16 protein-coding genes are annotated in these 14,287 nt (G+C 64.9%); 15 read left to right on the top strand and 1 reads right to left on the bottom strand.

Annotation, left to right across the window (positions count from 1 at the left end):
• The first annotated feature begins 85 nt into the window (after positions 1–85).
• The 3 genes from ACYQ8E_RS02205 (at position 86) to ACYQ8E_RS02215 (ending at position 2,218) form a co-directional block, all read left to right on the top strand.
• Positions 86–481, top strand: coding sequence for a DUF948 domain-containing protein (locus ACYQ8E_RS02205; protein WP_066726561.1), 396 nt, complete (start codon positions 86–88; stop codon positions 479–481).
• A gap of 3 nt (positions 482–484) precedes the next feature.
• Positions 485–802, top strand: a complete 318-nt coding sequence (locus ACYQ8E_RS02210) for a YtxH domain-containing protein (protein WP_066726563.1) — start codon at positions 485–487, stop codon at positions 800–802.
• Positions 803–880: 78 nt separating this feature from the next.
• Positions 881–2,218 (top strand): YhjD/YihY/BrkB family envelope integrity protein, encoded by a 1,338-nt coding sequence (locus ACYQ8E_RS02215; protein ID WP_066726565.1) that lies wholly within the window; start codon positions 881–883, stop codon positions 2,216–2,218.
• Here the strand turns inward: ACYQ8E_RS02215 and ACYQ8E_RS02220 are convergent.
• Positions 2,212–2,922, bottom strand: coding sequence for a UDP-2,3-diacylglucosamine diphosphatase (locus tag ACYQ8E_RS02220; protein WP_066726567.1), 711 nt, complete (start codon positions 2,920–2,922; stop codon positions 2,212–2,214). The genes ACYQ8E_RS02215 and ACYQ8E_RS02220 overlap by 7 nt on opposite strands.
• Positions 2,923–2,982: 60 nt before the next feature.
• Between ACYQ8E_RS02220 and ACYQ8E_RS02225 the strand changes: the two genes are divergently transcribed.
• The 12 genes from ACYQ8E_RS02225 (at position 2,983) to ACYQ8E_RS02280 (ending at position 14,229) form a co-directional block, all read left to right on the top strand.
• Complete coding sequence (locus tag ACYQ8E_RS02225; protein ID WP_066726569.1) at positions 2,983–3,441, top strand: nucleoside recognition domain-containing protein; 459 nt, start codon at positions 2,983–2,985, stop codon at positions 3,439–3,441.
• Positions 3,441–3,884: a nucleoside recognition domain-containing protein gene (locus ACYQ8E_RS02230; protein WP_066726570.1), complete on the top strand. Its 444-nt coding sequence runs from the start codon at positions 3,441–3,443 to the stop codon at positions 3,882–3,884. The genes ACYQ8E_RS02225 and ACYQ8E_RS02230 overlap by 1 nt, the downstream gene beginning before the upstream one ends.
• Positions 3,885–3,989: 105 nt before the next feature.
• Entirely contained in the window at positions 3,990–4,208 is a 219-nt protein-coding gene (locus ACYQ8E_RS02235) for a tautomerase family protein (protein ID WP_066726571.1), read from the top strand.
• Between the two features lie 112 nt (positions 4,209–4,320).
• Positions 4,321–5,574, top strand: a complete 1,254-nt coding sequence (locus tag ACYQ8E_RS02240) for a tetratricopeptide repeat protein (RefSeq protein ID WP_066726572.1) — start codon at positions 4,321–4,323, stop codon at positions 5,572–5,574.
• Complete coding sequence (locus ACYQ8E_RS02245) at positions 5,571–8,075, top strand: heavy metal translocating P-type ATPase (protein WP_066726573.1); 2,505 nt, start codon at positions 5,571–5,573, stop codon at positions 8,073–8,075. The genes ACYQ8E_RS02240 and ACYQ8E_RS02245 overlap by 4 nt, the downstream gene beginning before the upstream one ends.
• 39 nt (positions 8,076–8,114) lie before the next feature.
• Positions 8,115–8,615, top strand: a complete 501-nt coding sequence (locus ACYQ8E_RS02250) for a TIGR00725 family protein (protein WP_066726578.1) — start codon at positions 8,115–8,117, stop codon at positions 8,613–8,615.
• The gene (locus tag ACYQ8E_RS02255) at positions 8,605–9,642 is read left to right on the top strand and encodes a DHH family phosphoesterase (protein ID WP_066726582.1); all 1,038 of its coding nucleotides are present in this window, start codon (positions 8,605–8,607) and stop codon (positions 9,640–9,642) included. The genes ACYQ8E_RS02250 and ACYQ8E_RS02255 overlap by 11 nt, the downstream gene beginning before the upstream one ends.
• A 101-nt stretch (positions 9,643–9,743) precedes the next feature.
• Positions 9,744–10,823: an N-acetylmuramoyl-L-alanine amidase gene (locus ACYQ8E_RS02260; RefSeq protein ID WP_066726583.1), complete on the top strand. Its 1,080-nt coding sequence runs from the start codon at positions 9,744–9,746 to the stop codon at positions 10,821–10,823.
• A complete protein-coding gene (gene rph, locus ACYQ8E_RS02265; RefSeq protein WP_335339867.1) occupies positions 10,813–11,547 on the top strand; it encodes a ribonuclease PH in 735 nt (244 codons plus the stop codon). The genes ACYQ8E_RS02260 and rph overlap by 11 nt, the downstream gene beginning before the upstream one ends.
• Positions 11,547–12,155, top strand: a complete 609-nt coding sequence (locus ACYQ8E_RS02270; protein ID WP_066726590.1) for an XTP/dITP diphosphatase — start codon at positions 11,547–11,549, stop codon at positions 12,153–12,155. The genes rph and ACYQ8E_RS02270 overlap by 1 nt, the downstream gene beginning before the upstream one ends.
• 51 nt (positions 12,156–12,206) lie before the next feature.
• Positions 12,207–12,569, top strand: a complete 363-nt coding sequence (locus ACYQ8E_RS02275) for a hypothetical protein (RefSeq protein ID WP_459860011.1) — start codon at positions 12,207–12,209, stop codon at positions 12,567–12,569.
• A gap of 148 nt (positions 12,570–12,717) precedes the next feature.
• The gene (locus ACYQ8E_RS02280) at positions 12,718–14,229 is read left to right on the top strand and encodes an SDR family oxidoreductase (RefSeq protein WP_459860012.1); all 1,512 of its coding nucleotides are present in this window, start codon (positions 12,718–12,720) and stop codon (positions 14,227–14,229) included.
• Positions 14,230–14,287 lie beyond the last annotated feature (58 nt).

Here is a 14,287-nt window from a genome sequence, read left to right on the forward strand (position 1 = left end):
CTGATTGCGATATTGCATCCGATGCGGATTGTGCTCTAATTTAGGGGCAAGCCCGCTCAAGGGTCGGTAACGCCGAGGAGGATGCATGTCTGTCCAGATCGATATCTTTGTCCTGATCATTACCGTAGTCTTTCTCGTCATCGCGGCGGCACTCGTTCCCTTGCTGCTGCAGCTGAAGCGCACTGCCAGTGAAGCCGATGCGCTGCTGGCCGAGCTGCGCCGCGAACTGATTCCGACCCTGCGGGAATTCCGCGAGGCTTCCGAGCGTCTCAACCGGGCTTCGGCGCAGGTCGAAGCCGGGGCGGGCCGGGCCGGAACGCTTCTCGAGTCGTTGGGCGAGGTCGGGGATTCGATCCACAGCGTCAACAGTTTTTTCCATCGTGACATGGCTCGCTACGCGGGCAATGCGGCCGGTCTCTGGCTGGGGATCCGGGCGGCCAGCAAAGTCATTCTCAAGGGTCTCCAGGAAAAGGGAGGTTGAATCATGGCTGATGATTGCAGGGACTCGGGAGTTGCATCGGTATTCCTGGCGTTTGTGCTTGGGGCCGCCATCGGCGGTGGTCTGGCACTGCTGACAGCGCCCCGCTCCGGCGAAGAAACCCGTAACCGGATCCGGGACCTGGCCGACGAAACCCGGGACCGCCTCGGCAAGCTTGCCGAAGACGCGGAGTCGCGGGTCAAGGAGGCGGTCGAGGAGGGCAAGGAACTTCTTGAAGCGAAGAAGGAACTGGTCCAGGCGGCGATCAAGGCCGGCAAGGAAGCGGTCGAGGCCGAGCGGGCCGGAAAGTCGAAACCGGCGTAATCGGGTTGCTGAAAAGCCCACCGCAGGGTGGGCTTTTCTTATGATGGTGCAACAAATTCTGAAACGAGGGCAGCAGCGATGATTTCAGGTCAACGCTGGCGGGACCTCCGCCAGTTTTTCAGCAAAGGGCTATGGGAGGTCGATCCCAAAAAACTCGGTCGCGGGCGCCATATCCTTCTCCACCCGCTGCAGCTGGCGACCCTGGTGGTACGGGATTTTATTGCCGATCGCTGCATGCTGCGCGCTTCGGCCCTGACCTACACCACTCTTCTCTCGATCGTGCCGCTGCTGGCCCTGATGTTCTCCGTCCTCAAGGGGTTCGGGGTGCAGAACAGCCTGGAGCCGATGATCCTCGAGCGGATCGCCGTTGGGTCCGAGGAGATCGTCGACAATATCATCACCTATATCGACAACACCAACGTCGGCCGCCTCGGAACGGTCGGTCTCGTTGCCCTGATTCTGACGGTTCTCGCCCTCCTCTCCAATATTGAGGAGAGCTTCAACCACATCTGGGGGGTCCGGGAGACGCGCAGCCTGATGCGGCGCTTTTCCGATTACTTTTCCGTCGTCATCTTCGGCCCGATCTTACTCCTGGCCGCCGTTTCGATGACCGCTACCCTGCAAACCCAGGGCTTCCTGCAGCACCTGATGAACCTGGCGTACATCGGCCCACTGATCCTCTTCCTCTTTAAAGTGCTCCCCTACGTGGCGATGTGGGCGGCGTTTACCTTTCTCTATGTCTTCATGCCGAACATCAAGGTGCAGATCCGTTCCGCCCTCATTGGCGGCATTGTCGGTGGCACCCTCTGGCAACTGGGGCAATTTGGCTATGTTCATTTCCAGGTCGGCGTCGGCCGCTACAACGCCATCTATGGAACGATGGCGGCCCTGCCGATCTTCATGGTCTGGATCTATCTCTCCTGGCTGATCGTCCTGCTCGGCCTCGAAGTGACCTATGCCTCGCAAAACCTGAAGACCATCCGCCAGGAAATCCACGGCGGCAAGGTCAACTTTACCAGTCGTGAGCGGGTCTCCCTGGCCGTACTCCTGATTATTTTTGGGGCATTCCTGCGCGGCGAAGAAGCCCGGACCCAGGAAGAGATCGGCGAGGAGCTCGACCTGCCGCCGCGGCTGGCACGCAGCACGCTCAATGACCTGGTGCGACTCGGGTTTCTCACGGTGGTGCAGGGGGAGGATCAGGACCGCTACCAACCGGCGCAGGCGCCGGAGAGTCTTGCCGCCTTTACCGTATTGCGGAGCCTGCGCAGCGATGGCATCGAATTCCTGCAGCGGGAGCGCCCGGAACGGGATATCGTCCGTCAACTGGTGGCGCAGCTGGAAAAGGTCCAGGAGGAGGCGCTGGAAGGGGTGTCGATTGGTGAGCTGGTGCGGCGCGCGGAGGAGGGAGCTCAGTAAGTCATCAGGGTGAAGCGGCCGTCTTCGACGACAGCATAGGCCGACTGCTCCAACCAGCCGCCGAGGGACAAGAGGGTCCCTGCGGCGGTTGTTTCGTGATGCGGAATATGGAAGTGGCCGGTGATCACGACCTGGCAGCCGGCAGCGAAGCGCTCCCTGGCGTGACGACGCAGCAGGTCGAGGGGGAGCTGGCGATCCACTTTCGCTGGTTTGCCGGCAATGCTGCGAGCCTCCAGCCAGCGGTAGACCACCCAGGTCCAATCCGGGTGCACCACCTGCGCCAGGGCGCGAATCAGGGGGCTGCGTAACAGCCGGCGCAGGCGGCGGTAGCCGCGGTCGCCGGCGTTGACCAGGTCGCCATGGGCAAGGTAAATTTGCTGACCGTCGATCGCGACGGCTCCGCCATCGGGCAGGATCCTCGCACCGAGTTCCGCGCTGAAGTAGGGGCCAAGATGAAAGTCGTGGTTTCCTTCGACGCAGACCAGTTCGGTGCCGGCCTCGTGCAATTTGCGCAGTTCCGCCAGCAGCGGGACGTGCGCCGCGTAGACGGTGTGGCGAAAGCCGAGCCAGAAGTCGAAGATGTCGCCCAGCAGGTAGAGGGTGCGTACCTGGCCGCGTTGCTCGGCCAGAAAGGCAAGCAGCCGCCGGTACGACGGGTCATCGGGGTGGCGCAGATGTGCATCGGCAAGAAAGATATCCCTCATGGCGTGCCACTATAATGAGCAGTCACATCGAAGTCAATTGCTGAAGGGGCAGGGAACATTATGACGACCCTCGAACCGGCCATTCCGGCGCTGCGGACGCGGTTGAATATCGGGATTCGCAGCGGCCTGCAGACCTCCTGGAAGCTGATCCGCTTCGTGCTCCCTCTCTATGTGGTGGTCGACCTCCTCAAGGAATCACCGCTGGTCGATTTTCTCGGCGCCCTCTTTGCGCCGCTGATGAAATTATTCGGCCTGCCCGGCGAAGCCGCCTTCGCCTTCATGGCCGCCTTTCTGCTCAACCTCTATGCGGCGATTGCGGTGATGGCGCCCCTCGATTTGACCCCCTGGCAGGTGACCCAGTGCGGCCTGATGATGGGGATCGCCCACAACCTCCTCCTCGAAGGGGGCGTACTCGGTAGTACCGGCGCCCGCGGCGGCCTGCTCACCCTGTGCCGGCTCGCCATTGCCTTTGTCACCGGCGGCCTGCTCGAACTGGCCCATCGCCTGTGGGTGGCCTGATGGACGCGTTTCTTCTTGCCCTGCTCGGGGCCGGCAAGCTCTCCCTGAAGCTGGTGCTGATCATCGTGCCACTGGTGACCATTTTCGAAGTTCTGCGCTACCTCCCCGTCTTTCGGCGCGCCGGGGGTGCGGTCGATCCGCTGATGCGCGGCATGGGACTGACCCGGGACGCCGCCATCCCCCTCTTTACCGGCATCTTCCTCGGCATCGCCTACGGCGCCGGTATCATCATCCGGGTCGCCCAGGAAAAGCGCCTGCCCCGGCGGGAGCTCTTCCTGATGGGGCTTTTTCTGGCGACCTGTCATGCGGTGGTCGAGGACACCCTGGTCTTTGTCGTCATCGGCGGCAATGGCTGGATCATGCTCGGGGTGCGGCTGCTGATTGCCATCGGCCTGACCGCACTGCTGGCGCGGCTGTGGCGCCCGACGCTCCCCCGCTCCTGATCGCCTTGCCCTCAACGCCGGGATACTTGGCAGGGAGGGGGCTAAAGAGTAGACTGATGGAGAAGTGCGGAGGTTTGCCGCCATCCTTTGATCCGGGAGGTTCCCATGCCTTATGTCAATGTCAGAATCACCACCGGCGCCAGCCGCGAACAGAAAGAGCAGCTGATCGCAGGGATCACCGAACTGCTGGTGCGAATTCTCGACAAGAACCCGGCCAGCACCCAGGTCGTCATTGATGAAATCGCGCCGGAATCCTGGGGAGTCGGGGGGAAGAGTGTGGCTGAACTGCGCGCCAGCGGTGCTCCCGGGGTTTCCAGGGGCTGAACGCCCCTGACCCGTCCTTGGCGGGTGCATCGGCTAGGCGAATCTGTTATAGTGGCCGCCCCGAGTGACCGGACCTGACGGGTCATTCGCCAATTTCCGATCGGGAGTCACTATGGAAGACGAATTCGACGATTATCTTGATGACGAGGACGATGCCGAGAAGCTCGAGCTGGCTCAGGCCGCCCTGGACCGGGGGGAAGACGAGACCGCTCTTGATCTTGCTGAAGAATACCTCGAATCCTACCCCCTGGATATCGAGGCTCTCAACCTCTGTGCCGTAGCCGCAGCCAACCTCGATGACGAGACCAAGGCCCTCGGCCTTTATCGCAATGCCTTGCGTTTTGACCCGAAGAATGGAGCCATCCACCACAACTACGGGGTCCTGCTTGAGCGGCTAGGCGATCTTGAGGCCGCACTGAAACATTTCCGCCGCTCCCTCGAATTGCAGCCCGATTTCCCCGAAGCCTATATCAATCTCGGCAACACCCTCGATGAACTGGGGCAGACCGAGGAAGCTCTGGCGATGTACGACGAGGCCTTGCGCCGGCTTCCGGACAGCCCCGATGCCTTCTATAACAAGGGGTATGCCCTCAACCGCCTTGGCCGCTACCAGGAGGCGGTGGCAAGCTTTCTGCTCGCTCTCGAACACAATCCCGGCGATGCGCCGAGTCTCAATGGCCTCGGTTACGCCCTCGCCGGGACCGGCCAGGACCGGGAAGCGCTCGAGCATTACCGGCGCGCCATCGCCCGGGAAGGGGACGTTGCCACCTATCACTACAACTGCGGTCTCTCCCTCGCCCGGCTTGGTGAAGAGGAGGAGGCCCTGGCCGAGTACCGCCGTGCCCTCGAAATCGATCCGGAGTTTTTCGAGGCCTGGGTAGAGCTCGCCAACCTGCACAGCCAGCAGGAGCGCTACGCCGAAGGGCTTGAGGCGTTGGCGAGCGCCGACCGCATCGAGCCGGAGAGCCCGGAGACCCCCTTCTACCGCGCCCTGCTGCTGGAGAAACAGGGGAACCTCGAGGCGGCCCTGGAGGAGCTGGAAGAGAGCCTGCGCAGGGACCCGGAGTCGGTCTATACCCTCAACAACAAGGGGAATGTCCTGATGGATCTCGGCCGGCTTGATGAGGCCCTGACCTGTTTTGACGCCATTCTCGGCCGCACCACCCGTTATCCCCTGGCCCATTACAACCGGGCCTGCGTTCTGGCGCGGATGGGCAAGGTCAGGGAGACGGTGCGCGCGCTCTCGGCGGCTGCTGCCGGCGATGACCGTTTTCTCGATGACGCCCTGGAAGATCCGGATTTTGCCGAAATCCGCAGGACTCCGGCCTTTCGCCGCCTGCTGGGCGGGAGAAAGACTGTTGCATGAAGGAAGACCGGCCTGCGGCAGCGACCCTGAATATTCCGGTGGCCGGGATGAAATGCGGCAAGTGTGTCGCCAAACTGACCACCGCCCTGGAGGCGTTGCCCGGCGTCTCCGCCGTGGCGGTGAGCCGCGAAGAAAAGTGCGCCAAGGTCACGGTCGATAAAGCCCTCTGCAACCGGCCGGACCTGGTCGCTGCCGTTGTCGCTGCCGGATTCACGGTCCCGGATGGGAAGGAAAACCCTCGTTCCCATGCGTCCTCTGAATCCCAAAGGACTCATGAGACCGATAAGACCAACGATCAAGCTTCCGCCGCCGTCGCCGCCGGCAACGACCGGCGGGCGACGTTGCACCTCTCCGGAATGCATTGCGCCAATTGTGCGCAGACGATCGAGAGCGGAATCGCCAGGCTGCCGGGGGTGCGCCGGGCGAACGTCAACTTTGCCGCCGAGAAGCTGGTTGTTGAATATGCCGCCGGGAGCCAGTCGCTGGAGTCGATCATCGACCGGGTCGCCGGCCTCGGCTACCAGGCCAGCCTGACCCGGGACGCCGGCCGGGAGGCGGATGAAGCGCGGCGCGAACTGCGCTGGCTGCTGCTGGCGGCGGCTTTTTCCGCACCGATCATGCCGCTGATGTGGTGGCAACCCCTTGGCGCCAGCACCATCTACCTCAACCTCGCCCTGGCGACGATCGTGCAGTTCAGCGCCGGCCTCACATTTTACCGGGGCGCCTGGGTTTCGCTGCGCAATCGTTTCGCCAACATGGATGTCCTGGTGGCCCTCGGGATCAGCGCCGCCTACGGCTATTCGCTGCTGGCGACCTTCGGCCTGTTTGGCCTCAGCGGTCCGGTCTTTTTCGAAACCGGCGCCATGCTGATCACCTTTATCCGCTTTGGCAAGTGGCTTGAAGCGCGGGCGCGGGGGCGGGCCGGGGCGGCCTTGCGCGCCCTGCTCAATCTGCAGCCGGACCAGGCGCGGCGACTCAGCGATGGCAACGAGGAGGATGTCCCCCTCGACCAGGTCCGGGTCGGAGATCTGCTGCTGGTTCGTCCCGGCGAGAAAATCCCCGTCGATGGCGTGGTCACTGCCGGGGAGTCGACGGTGGATGAGGCGATGCTCAGCGGCGAGGCGCTGCCGGTCGCCAAGACGGTGGGGAGCGACGTCGTCGGGGCGACCATCAATTGCGGCGGCCGCCTGACGATTCGCGCCACCCGGGTCGGTGCGGAGACGGTCCTGGCCCAGATCGTGCGCCTGGTCGAGGACGCCCAGGTCGACAAGGCCCCGATCCAGCGCCTTGCCGACAAGGTTTCCAACTACTTCGTGCCGACGGTGGTGGCGATCGCCCTCTTCACCTTCGCGGTCTGGTACTGGGGGGCGGGGAGCGGTTTCCTGTTCGCCTTCAAAATGGCGATCGCGGTCCTGGTGATCGCCTGCCCATGCGCTCTCGGTCTTGCGACCCCGACCGCCATCATGGTCGGCAGTTCCATCGGCCTTGGCGCCGGCATTCTCATCAAGCGCGCCTCGGCGCTGGAACATATCTCCGGTCTGGACCTGCTCCTCTTTGACAAGACCGGTACCCTGACCACGGGCCGCTTTGCAGTGACCGGATTGCTCCCTGCCGCCGGCAGCGACGACCGGGAATTGCTCCAGGCAGCTGCCGCTGCCGAGGCGGTGAGCAATCATCCCCTTGCCCGGGCGGTGGTGAACCGGGCGGCGACGGCGGGGATCACCCCGGCCGTCGTCAGCGACGTGGAAGAGCAGGGCGGACACGGCCTGCGCTGCACCCTCGACGGCGAGACCCTGCTGGTCGGCAGCAACCGGTTTCTCCAGGCGGCCGGGATCGAAACCGATACCCTGGCCGAGGATGGCGATGCCCATGCCCGGCGCGGTGAATCGCTGGTCTATGTCGCCCGCGGCGGGCGCCTGCTTGGCGCCCTGGCGCTGGCGGACAGCATCAAGGAGGGTTCTGCAGCGACCATCTCCGCGCTGCAACGGCTCGGGATCCGCTCCGTCCTGGTCAGCGGCGACCGGCGCCCGGTCGCCCTGGCGGTGGCCGCCGAGCTCGGGATCGAAACGGTCGAGGCCGAGGTGCTGCCTGCCGACAAACAGCAGGTGGTGCAGCGCTACCAGCAGCAGGGGTACCGGGTCGGCATGGTCGGTGACGGCATCAATGACGCCCCGGCCCTGGCCCAGGCCGACGTCGGCATCGCCATCGGCAGCGGCACCGACGTGGCCAAGGAAACCGGCGATCTGATCCTGGTCAAGGGTGATGTCCGGGATGTCGAACGGGGAATTCGCCTTGGTCGCAAAACCCTGACCAAGATCCGCCAGAATCTCTTTTGGGCCTTTGCCTATAATGTCATCGGTATCCCGATTGCGGCGGGGGTCCTCTACCCGGCTTTCGGTATCGTCCTGCAACCGGAGTATGCCGGGCTGGCGATGGCCTTTTCGAGTCTCTCGGTGGTCACCAACAGCCTGCTCCTGAAGCGTTTCGCCCACCACCTCTGACCCTAAGCCCGGCGCGGCCGGAAAGTTCAGGTTGTGATCATGGCAGCAGATACTCTGCCTCGGCGGATCGGCGTGATCGGCGCCGCGGAGCCAAGCCCCGCAGGATATGCCGACGCTTTCGAGGTCGGGCGGCTCATCGCCGCCGCCGGCGCCGTGCTGGTCTGCGGCGGTCTCGGCGGGGTGATGGCGGCAGCCTGTCGCGGCGCCCGGGAAGCGGGCGGCTTGACGCTCGGCATCCTCCCCGGTTCCGCGGCCGCCAGTGCCAACCCCTGGGTGGTGCTACCGGTCGTCACCGACCTTGGCCACGCGCGCAACGTGGTGATTGCCCATACCGCCGAGGTGCTGATCGCCATCGAAGGGGGTTACGGCACCCTGTCGGAGATTGCCGTGAGCCTCAAGCTCGGTCGCCAGGTCTTCACCCTCGGCACCTTGCCGCACCTGCCGGGAGCGCAAGCTGCCGAGACTCCCCGCGCTGCCGTCGCCGCCGCTCTGGCAGTGCTGGCTCATTTACCGGAGAGAGAGGATACGGATGGCTGTTGATTTTGCCCGTTCCGCCGAATTTTCCGCCGCGATCATCGACTGGATTCGCGGCAAAGGGAAGATCCTGATCATTGCCCACGACAATCCGGACCCGGACTCGCTGGCGGCAGCCTTTGCCCTCAAGCAGCTCTTCTGGGTGAAGACCAACGTGGAGGCCACCGTCGCTTTCGGCGGCATCATCGGTCGCGGCGAGAACCGGGTGATGGTGCGCGAGCTGGAGATCGACGCCCTGCCGATCGAGAAGATTGACCTGGAGGAGTACGGCGTGGTCTGCATGGTCGATACCCAGCCGGGGACCGGCAACAACTCCTATCCCGAAGATCGCGAAGTTCATATTGTCATCGACCATCATCCGTTGCGTGAAGCGACCCGCCGCTGCCGCTGGTTCGATGTCCGCGAAGACTTCGGCGCCTCGGCGACCATCCTCTTCGAATATCTGCAGTGTCAGGATGTCTATATCGGAACCAAGCTGGCGACGATCCTCTATTACGCCATCAAGACCGAGACCCAGGACCTCGGCCGCGAATGGAATCGGGCCGACCGCGACGCCTACCTCAAGCTGCTCCCCCTTTCCAACAACCGCATCCTTTACGAAATCAGCCACCCCCGGGTGCCCCGGGAGTATTTTTTCGTCTTCAACCTCGCGCTGGAGAACGCCAGAATCTACGAGCAGGTACTGGTCTTCAACCTCTACCAGATCGACAATCCCGATATCGTCGCCGAGATGGCCGATTTCCTGCTGCGCATGGAGGGGGTCGAGGTGGTGATGGGGATGGGCTGTTTCAATGAGCGGGAAATCCTTTCCCTGCGCACGGCCAGCTTCGAAGTGGTCGCCGGTGAAGTCATTCACAAGGTGGTGGGCGAGCTTGGCACCGCCGGTGGGCACAACATGACGGCCGGCGCCCAGATCGTGCCGATGCAGGGCGACAAGGCCGTGCAGAAGGAGCTCGAAGCCACCCTCACCCGGCGACTGCTCGAGACCCTGCAGGTGCCGATACAGCGGGGCCGCCGCCTGATCCCGGCCTGAGCCGCGGCGTTGACAGCGCCGCGGCTGCCGAGGTATAAATCGTCACTCGTCCCAAGCCTTTTGCCGTTGCCGCCTGCGCGGCGACACAGGAATACTGCCCGATGCAGCGCCTCCTTCTACCGCTTCTCTGCCTTCCTTTGCTTCTGGTCCCCGTTTCCGTACAGGCCGCTGCCGAGCTCGCCCTTGCGGGGCAACCGCCCCAGGTGATCACCGAGGTCTATCTCCAGGATGGCATCGCCTTTCTCCCCCTCGACGATGTCCTGCCCGCCCTCGGGCTGAGCGGCCACTGGGATTCGGTCCGGCATACCTATGCCATGCGCACCCCACGGGGGACGGCAACCCTCTTCCCCGGCGGCCATTACCTGAACTTTGGCGACAGCTTCCTCCCCATCTCGCAGCCGGCGCGATTCATCGACGGTCGCCTGCGGGTACCCGAAGATTTCGTCACCGGACCCCTCGCCAACCTCCTTGGCAGCCGGGTCTACTACCGGAACCTGCAGCCGCCGGCCGCGGCCCCGGTGGAAGGGAGCTCCCTCGACCGCCTGTTTGCCTTTCTGCTGCAGAAAAAGGGAGCCCGCCAGGGAACGGCCCTGCGCGGCGTCGCCCTCGATCCCGGCCATGGCGGCCAGGATCCCGGTTCTCTCGGCGGGGGGCTCAAGGAGAAGGATCTGACCCTGGCCCTGGCCCGCGATCTCGAAAAACAGCTGAAGATGCAGCTTGGCATCCCGGTCTACCTGAGCCGCGACGCCGACTACCAGCTCAACGTCGAACAGCGGCTGCAAGCGGCGACCCCTCCCGAGGTCGATGCCCTGTTGCAGTTGCATGTTCAGGCCGCCTTCAGTCCAGCCGCGGCGGGGATCACCCTCTTTGTTCGCCCGGCCGAGGAACGCGATGGCAAACTGCTTGCCGCCGCCGGCGGTGACAGCATGCGCCTGGCCCTCCTCCTCGAGGAGGCGCTGCGGCAGGCTGGCCTGCCGGTAACCGGCATCGTCGCCGCGCCGTTGCTACCTCTCGGGCGCGGGGACCTGCCGACGGTCCTGGTCGAAGCTGGCTACCTTTCCAACCCCGCTGACCGGCTACGGCTGGCCGACCCGGCCGCGCGCCAAAGCCTGACCGCTGCGCTCTTTTCCGGCCTGCGCGCTTTCGGCCAGGAAACCATGGAGGAACACCGTGTCAATTGAAGCCAGATTCCGCGCTGAAGGCAGGGCGATGGACAGCCTGCGGCCGATCCATTTCGAACGTCACTTCACCCGCTATGCCGAAGGGTCGGTCCTCGTCAGTTTCGGCGCCACCCGGGTGTTGTGCAACGCCAGCGTCGAAGAGTCGGTTCCCCCCTTTCTCCGCGGCAGCGGCCGGGGTTGGGTGACCGCCGAGTACGCCATGCTGCCGCGGGCGACCCACTCGCGCTCACCGCGAGAGTCGACCCGGGGCAAGGTCGGCGGCCGGACCCACGAAATCCAGCGCCTGATCGGCCGCTCGCTGCGGGCGGTGATCGACCTGCAGGGACTCGGCGAACGCACCATCCAGATCGATTGCGATGTGCTGCAGGCGGATGGTGGCACCCGCACCGCCGCCATCACCGGCGCCTGGGTCGCCCTGGCAGATGCGGTACAGGGGCTGCTCGACCGCGGCCTGCTCCAGCAGAACCCGCTGCGGGAAAGCGTCGCCGCCGTCAGTGTCGGCATCGTGGAGGGTCGGCCCCTGCTCGACCTTGACTATGCCGAAGACTCCCATGCCGAGGTCGATATGAACTTCGTCATCACCGCCTCCGGGCTCTTTGTCGAGGTCCAGGGGACTGCTGAAGAGACTCCATTCAGCAGCACCGATCTCGATCGCCTGCGTGATCTCGCCCTGGCGGGCTGCCGTCGCCTGAGCCTGCTGCAGCAGCAGGCGCTGGAGGGGTGATGGAACTGGTCGTCGCCACCGGAAATCAGGGGAAACTGCGGGAGATTCGCCGCCTTTGCGCCGATCGCGGCATCGCGGTGCTGGGGCTCGATGCGTTTCCCGGCGCGCCGGAGGTGGTCGAAGACGGGGCTACCTTTGCCGAAAATGCCGTCAAAAAGGCGGCCAGCCTCGCCCGTTTCTGCGGGCGACTGACCCTGGCCGACGATTCCGGGCTGACGGTCGCGGCCCTCGATGGTGCCCCGGGCGTCCAATCGGCGCGCTATGCCGGGGAACCGAGCGACGACGACGCCAACAACCGCAAGCTGCTGGAGGCAATGCAGGGGGTCGCGGCGCGGGACCGGGGCGCGGCGTTCTGCTGCGTCATCGCGCTTTGTGAAGCGGACGGGATGTGCCATACTTTCGAAGGACGGCTCGAAGGTCTGATCCTCGAAACGCCGCGGGGGGAGGGCGGTTTCGGTTACGACCCTCTCTTTTTGGTGCGGGAATATGGCAAGACCCTGGCCGAGTTGCCCCTCGAAGTGAAAAACCGGATCAGCCATCGGGGGCAGGCCCTGGGGAAGGCCTTTGCCTGGCTCGACCAGAAGCGCCCGGTGCCGGTTGCCAGATGAGTTGAACCCCGGGTAGATGTGAGTTCCGGTTTCCAGTGGAGTACTGGTTTGATGACATACAGGCCGTTGAAATCCTTCACGATGATTCTGTTGGCCCTCAGTCTCGGTGGGTGTCCGTCCCTGCTATTGACCGACGCCGATCGGGCACAGATGGACCGGATGATTGCCGCCGCCGATCGTGCCGAGGCCGCTGCGGTGCGCAATGACGCCGCCGCCGAACGTTACGAAGCAGCAGCGCAGCGCAACGAGGAGGCGGCCCGACGTGCCGAAGCTGCCGCTCAGCGCGCGGCGGCTGCCAGCCAGCGCGCCGAAGCGGCCGCAGGGCGCGCCGAGGATGCGACCGTTCGGGCCGAACAGGAAGCGAACAAGGCGCTCCAGGATGTTCTCAAGTTCCTGCGGGACCTTGGCCAGTAACTTCCTTCCCCTCCCTTTTCCCATCTCCCCCCGGCAATCTACAGCGCGCTCCTCGCGGGCGCGGTTGCCACCGTAGCCTGGCGGTTTAGAATTAAACAGGAATTCCGACAACGACGATGCGCGGGGAGCCCCGCTGCAAGGCAGACCGATGGAGCAGGAGAGAGGAACCATTGCGGTGCTCGGGGCGACCGGCTATATCGGTGGGCGCCTGGTTCCGCAGCTGCTGGCGGCCGGCTACCGGGTCCGTGCCCTGGGGCGCAGCCTGGAGAAACTGCGCGGCCGCAATTGGGCGAACCATCCGGCCCTTGAACTGGCCGCTGCCGATGTCCTGCAGCCGGCCTCGCTGCAGGCCGTCCTGCAAGGATGCAAGGCTCTCTTCTACCTGGTGCACTCGATGGCGCCGGGCCATGGCGATTTTGTCCGCGCCGACCAGGATGCTGCCAGCCATACCGCCGCCGCTGCAGCTGCCGCGGGAGTCGGGCGGATCATCTACCTCGGCGGACTCGGGGAGGACCATCCGGGATTGAGCCGGCATTTGCGGTCCCGGGCGGAGGTTGCGACGCTGCTGGGAGCCGGGCCGGTTCCGGTGACAGTGCTGCGGGCAGCGATGATCATCGGTTCGGGGAGCGCCTCCTTCGAGATCCTGCGATACCTGGTGGAGCGGCTGCCGGTCATGGTGACGCCACGCTGGATCAATACCCCCTGTCAGCCGATCGCGGTCCGCAATGTTCTCGGCTACCTGGTCGGCTGCCTTGCCGTCCCGGAAACGGTCGGTGCAACCTTTGACATCGGCCAGGAAAGGGTAGTCACCTATCGCGAACTGATGGCCATCTATGCTGAGGAGGCCGGTCTGCGCCGGCGCCTGATCCTGCCGGTCCCGGTCCTGACGCCGCGGTTGAGCTCTTACTGGATTCACCTGGTGACGCCGGTTCCGGCGAGCCTCGCCCGTCCCCTCGCCGAAGGCCTGAGCAATCCGGTCGTCTGCCAGGAAGATCGCCTCGCCGCCCTCATCCCCCAGCAGCTCCTCGATTGCCGGGAGGCGATTCGCCTCGCCCTGCAGAAGGTCCGGGATCAAGCAGTGGAAAGTTCCTGGACCGACGCCGGAAATTTGCCACCCGCCGAGTGGGGGCGGGCCGGCGATCCCCACTGGTCGGGCGGCACGGTCTTCCGGGACGGTCGGAGCATGCTGCTGGGGGTTGCCCCGGCTGTCGCCTGGTCGGCGGTGACGCGGATCGGCGGGGCGACCGGCTGGTATTACGCCGACTGGCTCTGGGAGGTACGCGGCGCCATCGACCGGCTGCTGGGAGGGGTGGGTTTGCGGCGCGGACGCCGGGACGCCGCGGCCCTGCAGGTCGGTGATGCCCTTGATTTCTGGCGCGTCGCCGCCCTCGAACCACCGCAGCGCCTGCTCCTGGTCGCCGAGATGAAGCTCCCCGGGGAAGCCTCCCTCGAATTTACCCTGCGGCCGGTGGCGGCCGGAACCGAACTGCTGCAGGTGGCGCGCTTTCGCCCGCGGGGTCTCTGGGGGCTCCTCTACTGGTGGCTGGTCACTCCCTTTCACCGGCCTGTTTTTTCGGGGATGCTGAAGGGGCTGGCCGCGTCTCTCGGGACGCAACCGCTGGCCGGGCCCCAGCGGCTCCCTGCCGAGGAGGAAGCATGAGGCTGCACCAACTACTGGTCGCCCGTCGGTTGCAGGGAATCTTTGCCTTTCGCCGCGA

This window comes from Desulfuromonas carbonis (genome assembly GCF_054658035.1).

What these genes read in the sequence shown, in the direction of transcription:
- ACYQ8E_RS02215 (WP_066726565.1), top strand. Translation starts at nt 881, where the DNA reads ATGATTTCAGGTCAACGCTGGCGGGACCTCCGCCAGTTTTTCAGCAAA.
- ACYQ8E_RS02205 (WP_066726561.1), top strand. Translation starts at nt 86, where the DNA reads ATGTCTGTCCAGATCGATATCTTTGTCCTGATCATTACCGTAGTCTTT.
- ACYQ8E_RS02255 (WP_066726582.1), top strand. Translation starts at nt 8,605, where the DNA reads ATGGCTGTTGATTTTGCCCGTTCCGCCGAATTTTCCGCCGCGATCATC.
- ACYQ8E_RS02240 (WP_066726572.1), top strand. Translation starts at nt 4,321, where the DNA reads ATGGAAGACGAATTCGACGATTATCTTGATGACGAGGACGATGCCGAG.
- ACYQ8E_RS02220 (WP_066726567.1), bottom strand. Translation starts at nt 2,922, where the DNA reads ATGAGGGATATCTTTCTTGCCGATGCACATCTGCGCCACCCCGATGAC.
- ACYQ8E_RS02270 (WP_066726590.1), top strand. Translation starts at nt 11,547, where the DNA reads ATGGAACTGGTCGTCGCCACCGGAAATCAGGGGAAACTGCGGGAGATT.
- ACYQ8E_RS02235 (WP_066726571.1), top strand. Translation starts at nt 3,990, where the DNA reads ATGCCTTATGTCAATGTCAGAATCACCACCGGCGCCAGCCGCGAACAG.
- ACYQ8E_RS02260 (WP_066726583.1), top strand. Translation starts at nt 9,744, where the DNA reads ATGCAGCGCCTCCTTCTACCGCTTCTCTGCCTTCCTTTGCTTCTGGTC.
- ACYQ8E_RS02230 (WP_066726570.1), top strand. Translation starts at nt 3,441, where the DNA reads ATGGACGCGTTTCTTCTTGCCCTGCTCGGGGCCGGCAAGCTCTCCCTG.
- ACYQ8E_RS02250 (WP_066726578.1), top strand. Translation starts at nt 8,115, where the DNA reads ATGGCAGCAGATACTCTGCCTCGGCGGATCGGCGTGATCGGCGCCGCG.
- ACYQ8E_RS02225 (WP_066726569.1), top strand. Translation starts at nt 2,983, where the DNA reads ATGACGACCCTCGAACCGGCCATTCCGGCGCTGCGGACGCGGTTGAAT.
- ACYQ8E_RS02245 (WP_066726573.1), top strand. Translation starts at nt 5,571, where the DNA reads ATGAAGGAAGACCGGCCTGCGGCAGCGACCCTGAATATTCCGGTGGCC.
- ACYQ8E_RS02275 (WP_459860011.1), top strand. Translation starts at nt 12,207, where the DNA reads ATGACATACAGGCCGTTGAAATCCTTCACGATGATTCTGTTGGCCCTC.
- ACYQ8E_RS02210 (WP_066726563.1), top strand. Translation starts at nt 485, where the DNA reads ATGGCTGATGATTGCAGGGACTCGGGAGTTGCATCGGTATTCCTGGCG.
- ACYQ8E_RS02280 (WP_459860012.1), top strand. Translation starts at nt 12,718, where the DNA reads ATGGAGCAGGAGAGAGGAACCATTGCGGTGCTCGGGGCGACCGGCTAT.